5 protein-coding genes are annotated in these 5,191 nt (G+C 66.1%); 3 read left to right on the top strand and 2 right to left on the bottom strand.

Annotation, left to right across the window (positions count from 1 at the left end; translation table 11 throughout):
• Positions 1 to 96 precede the first annotated feature (96 nt).
• Positions 97 to 927 carry an aldo/keto reductase gene (locus DH10_RS35540; protein WP_192257394.1) on the bottom strand — a complete coding sequence of 277 codons (831 nt, stop codon included), beginning with the start codon at positions 925 to 927 and terminating at the stop codon, positions 97 to 99.
• 112 nt (positions 928 to 1,039) lie between these two features.
• Complete coding sequence (locus DH10_RS35535) at positions 1,040 to 1,693, bottom strand: TetR/AcrR family transcriptional regulator (RefSeq protein WP_192385931.1); 654 nt, start codon at positions 1,691 to 1,693, stop codon at positions 1,040 to 1,042.
• 524 nt (positions 1,694 to 2,217) lie between these two features.
• Here DH10_RS35535 and DH10_RS35530 point away from each other — a divergent pair.
• The 3 genes from DH10_RS35530 to DH10_RS35520 all read left to right on the top strand — a co-directional run.
• Positions 2,218 to 2,679: a (2Fe-2S)-binding protein gene (locus tag DH10_RS35530; RefSeq protein WP_312891352.1), complete on the top strand. Its 462-nt coding sequence runs from the start codon at positions 2,218 to 2,220 to the stop codon at positions 2,677 to 2,679.
• Positions 2,676 to 3,659 (top strand): FAD binding domain-containing protein, encoded by a 984-nt coding sequence (locus DH10_RS35525; protein WP_192257387.1) that lies wholly within the window; start codon positions 2,676 to 2,678, stop codon positions 3,657 to 3,659. The genes DH10_RS35530 and DH10_RS35525 overlap by 4 nt, the downstream gene beginning before the upstream one ends.
• Positions 3,656 to 5,191: xanthine dehydrogenase family protein molybdopterin-binding subunit (locus DH10_RS35520; protein WP_192385930.1), on the top strand; the 1,536-nt coding region annotated here is incomplete at its 3' end. The genes DH10_RS35525 and DH10_RS35520, both read left to right, overlap by 4 nt.

Below are 5,191 nucleotides of genomic sequence, written 5' to 3'. Positions count from 1 at the left end.
TCCGCCGCCCGTCGCCTCATGGGATCTCTGCCCTGCCAAGCATCCCCCGCAAGGGGGAGATTGGCGCTCCTGAGTCGGCTCCACAAGGGCAGCGCCTCAGAACGAAAACGCTGCCGTTGCCGGGTCAGGCCCGGTGCGGCCGTCGGTCGAGTCCATGCCGCGGATGGTCTGCATGTCGTTCTCATCCAGTTCGAAGTCGAAGACGTCGAAATTGGCGGCAATGCGGTCCTGGTGGACCGACTTCGGGATGACGACCAGCCCTTCCTGCAGGTGCCAGCGGATGATGATTTGCGCCACCGACTTGCCGTGCTTCTTCGCGATCCCCGCAAGTGTCGGGTCGGCGAGCAGCCGGCCGCTGCCCAGCGGGCTCCAGCTTTCGATATGGATGTCGTGCTTCTTGTGGAATTCGCGCTTGTCGCGTTGCTGGAAGCGCGGGTGCAATTCGATCTGGTTGACGACGGGCGTCACGCCGGTCTCGCCGATGATGCGCTCCAGATGGTCCTGATTGAAGTTCGACACGCCGATCGACTTGATGCGGCCGGCTTGCTTGAGCTCGACCAGCGTCTTCCAGGCCTCGACATATTTGTCCTGGCTGGGCACCGGCCAATGGATGAGGAAGAGATCGATCTGGTCGATGCCGAGCTTTTGCATCGTGTCGTCGAAGGCGCGAAGCGCTGCATCGCGCTGGTGGCCGCCGTTGCGCAGCTTCGAGGTGATGAACAGCTCGGACCGCGGCACGCCTGCGGCGCGGATCGCCTCGCCCACGCCTTCCTCGTTGCGGTAGCCCTCGGCGGTGTCGATCAGGCGGTAGCCGGCGTCGATTCCCCAGCGCACGACCTTGGCCGTGATACCCAGATCGACCTGCCACACGCCAAGCCCGATCTGGGGAATGGTGGCGCCGTCGTTCAGTGTTAGCTGTTCAGGCATGGGTGGTTCCTTCTGCACGATGGGTTGGCCCAGCCTATGTAGGCTGCAGTTTGGGGAATGCGAGAGGGTGAGATGTCGGCGGGACAGAGGGGATATTCGTAGAGCGCCTACCCTATTGGTTCCTCGCCCCGAACCTCAGCCCATCCATCAACAGCTTCACCAGCCGTCCCGACCGCTCGCGCCAGTCGGGGGTGTTGGGGGCGGAGTAGATGCCGCCGAGCGCATGCATCACGTCGGAGGCGTCGACATCGGCGCGGATTTTTCCCGAGGCGGCAGCCGCCTCGACCAGGGCTCGCATGGCGCCTGAGACGCGGCCCGACGTATCCGAGAACAGCGTCGAGTTAGCGCTGAGCAGGAGGCGCAGGCTGGTGGCGAGGCCGCGCTTGGTGGCGATGTAGTCGACGAAACGCTGCATCCAGAGCTCCAGCGCGACATCGGCCGGATGCAGCTGAGCGAGTTCGTCGGCCGCCAGGCAGAGCCCTTCCACCTCGCGGCGGTAGACCACCTCGACCAGATGCTCGCGCGTCGGGAAATGCCGGTAGAGGGTGCCGATGCCGACCCCTGCCCGCTTCGCGATCTCCTCCAGCGAGGCGTCGACGCCGTCAGCCGCGAATGCCTGCGCCGCGACCTCGACGAGCTTGTCGCGGTTGCGCTGCGCGTCGGCGCGCAGCGGCTTCTGTGCCGGCGCTTCCTGCTTTTCGGCAGTCTCTGGCTGCTGGTCGGACAGTTTTTTCTCCACTCTCGCAATATGGGGGCTTGAACCCATGCGGGTCAGCCCCCACGTAAATAAACGGAGGCGCCTCCGTTTTAGTGGAGTAGCCTTATCATATAATCAGGGGAAGCGGTATGTCACGTGCTGAAGGACGAAAAGCTTTCCCTGTCCGCTGGAGAAGGGCGGCGTTGGATGCGCGTGATCTGCCCCCTCGTGGGGGAGATGGCCGGCAGGCCAGAGGGGTCGCTGTCCCGCCGGCGTCTCAGTCCGTGTCACATGCTTCCTTGGAAGGGATTTCTGTCGAAGACCATAAACCGCAAACGCCTCGTTCCTTCGCCCCCCTCTGCCCTTTCGGACATCTCCCCCACAAGGGGGAGATTAGCAGCTTCCACGCCTTGCCCCTCTCCTCCCAAGCCCCATTTCCATCCGCCTAGCGTCCAGCAATTGGAGCCCGACGCCCCATGACAAGTCAAACCCACACAGGCCAGACCATCATCGATCCTCCCGAAGACGGCCATTTCAGGAATGGCGGTGCTACTAACGGCTCAATCGCCCAGCCCAGCCCCACCACCTTATCCATCCACCTTACCATCAACGGCCGTGACCATGCGCTCGACATCGAGCCGCGCGTCACGCTGCTCGACGCGTTGCGCGAGCGGCTTCATCTCACCGGCACCAAGAAGGGCTGCGACCAGGGCCAGTGCGGCGCCTGCACCGTGCATGTCGACGGTGAACGCGTGCTTGCCTGCCTGACGCTGGCGGCCCAGGTCGAAGGCCGCTCGATCACCACAATAGAGGGCCTCGCCGACGAGGACGGCACGCTTCATGCCGTGCAGGCCGCCTTCCTCGAGCAGGACGCCTTCCAGTGCGGCTATTGCACGCCGGGACAGATCATGTCGGCGGTGGCCTGCATCCGCGAGGGCCATGCCGGCTCAGATGAGGAGATCCGCGAATACATGGCCGGCAATCTCTGCCGTTGCGGCGCCTATCCGCACATCGTCGCCGCCGTCCGCCAGGCAGCACAGGAGCTTCGCTCATGAGAGATTTTTCCTACGTCCGCGCCGACAGCGTCGAGGCCGCGCGCAACGCCGCGGCGCTTCCCGGCGCCATGCTGCTTGCCGGCGGCACGACGCTGGTCGACCTCGCCAAATGCGGCGTCGCCGAACCCTCGACCGTCATCGACATCAGCCATATCGAGGGGCTCGATGCCATCGAGGTCGACGCCGATCGCGCCGTGATCGGCGCGCTGGCGAAGATGAGCCATGTCGCCGACCATGCCGGTGTGAAGAGCCATTTCCCGGCGGTGTCCGAAGCGCTGTGGCAGGCGGCATCGGCGCAGCTGCGCAACATGGCGACCATCGGCGGCAACCTGATGCAGCGCACGCGCTGCCCTTACTTCCGCGATCCGCAAAACTTCCCGGCCTGCAACAAGCGCGCGCCGGGCAGCGGCTGCTCGGCGATCGGCGGCGTGACGCGCGGCCATGCCGTGCTTGGCGTGAGCGAGGCCTGCATCGCCACCTATCCGGGCGATCTCGCCATCGCGCTGGTCGCTTTCGACGCCGAGATCGATCTCGGCGAGCGCAAGCTCAAGGTCGAAGACTTCTTCCTCGCCCCCGGCGCCACCGCCGAGCAAGAGCACGACATCCGCCCCGGCGAGGTGATCATGGGAATAGAGATCCCCGGCTCGGCTGCCGCGCGGCGCTCGACCTATCTGAAGATCCGCGATCGCCAGTCCTATGAATTCGCAGCCGCAAGTGCCGCCGTCGGGCTGGAGCTCGAAGCCGACGGCCGCACCATCCGCGACATCCGCGTCGCGCTCGGCGGTGTCGCCACCAAGCCGTGGCGGGCTCGCGAAGTCGAAGATGCGCTGAGGGGCAAGCCGCTCGACGAAGCGATCGTGCGCAAGGCGAGCGAGCTCGCCATGGGGGGCGCCGTCGACCATGGCGCCAACCACTACAAAATAGCGCTCGCGCCGCGCGTGATCGCGCGCGCCATCCTCAAATTGGGAGAGACGGCATGACCGTTCATGACATGAAACACGCCGCATCGGACAGCGCGCGCCTCGAAGCCGTCGGCGGGCGCCTGTCGCGCGTTGACGGGCCGGCCAAGATCACCGGCGCGGCGAAATACGCTTTCGAGCAGCAGCTCGAAGGGCTGACGCATGCGGTGCTGGTTAGCGCGACGATTGCCGCCGGCAAGGTGGCGGCCATCGACACGCGCGCGGCCGAAACCGCACCGGGCGTGCTTGCCGTGCTGACGCCCGACACCATCATGGGGCTGAAGGGCGCGTCGGACTGGCTTGGCAACCCGCCATCACAGCCGACCTATTGCCCCCTCGCCCGCGAGGTGACCTTTTCCGGCCAGCACATCGCTGCCGTGGTCGCCGAGACCTTCGAGCAGGCGGTGGCGGCGGCGGCACTCGTCAAGGTCGGCTATGACGAGACGCCGGCCATCGTCGATTTGAGCGACGGCACCGACGGCATCCCGATCGACGCCATGACCAAGGAATGGGGCGACGCCGAAGCTGCCTTCGCCGAAGCGCCGGTGCGCGTCTGCGTGGCCTACAACACGCCGCGCGAGTTCCAGACGGCGATGGAGCCGCACGGGCTGATCGCGCGCTGGGAAGGCGATGAGCTCACCATCTGGGAGCCGAGCCAGTGGCTGGACGGCATGGCGCGCACCTATGCCGAATGGTTTTCGATCCCGTTCGAGAATGTGCGGCTGGTCTCGCCCTATATCGGCGGCGGCTTCGGCTCGAAGGCCCTCGCCCTCGCCCACAGCGCGGTGGCGGCGGCCGCGGCGAAGATGCTTGGACGGCCGGTGAAGCTGGTGCTCAACCGTCCGCAGAATTTCACCTCCTATGGCGGCCGTGCCGCCACACGGCAGACAGTGGCGATCGGCGCCGACCGCGAAGGCCGCATCCAGTCGATCGTGCATCGCGGCGTCAACGAGACGGCCGTCGACGGCATGTGGGTCGAGCCGCTCGGTTCCGTCACCTCGATCATGTACGCCACGCCCAACTTCTCCTCGAAGCAGAATGTGGTGCGGGTGAACACGGTGGTGCCCGGGGCAAAACGCGCGCCGGGCGAGAACCCGAGCGCCTTCGGCATCGAATGCGCCATCGACGAACTCGCCTATGAGCTTGGGCTGGATCCGCTGGAGATCCGGCTGATCAACTATGCCGAGCAGGATCCGCATGCGAAGAAGCCGTGGTCGACACGCCAATTGCGCGAAGCCTTTGCCGCTGGTGCAGAAGCCTTCGGCTGGGCGAAGCGCAGCAACGCGCCGCGCTCGATGCGCGAGGGCCGTCAGCTCATCGGCTGGGGCGTGGCGGCCGGCACCTATCCGGTGCGGCGCGCTCATGGCGAGGCGGTGGTGAAGATCATGGCCGACGGTTCGGTCGAGGTCGAAAGCTCCTCCATCGACATGGGCCAGGGCACCTACACGATCCTGGCGCAGACCGCAGCCGAAACGCTCGGCGTGCCGGTGCAGCAGGTGTCGGTGAAGCTCGGCGATTCGCGCCTCGCCCGCGCCGGCGTCACCGGCGGCTCG

This window comes from Mesorhizobium silamurunense, assembly GCF_014843825.1.
In the GTDB taxonomy this organism is placed as follows: Bacteria; Pseudomonadota; Alphaproteobacteria; order Rhizobiales; family Rhizobiaceae; genus Mesorhizobium; species Mesorhizobium silamurunense.
The sequence above is the reverse complement of the archived record's forward strand: the minus strand, read 5'-3'. Positions and strand labels throughout refer to the sequence as shown.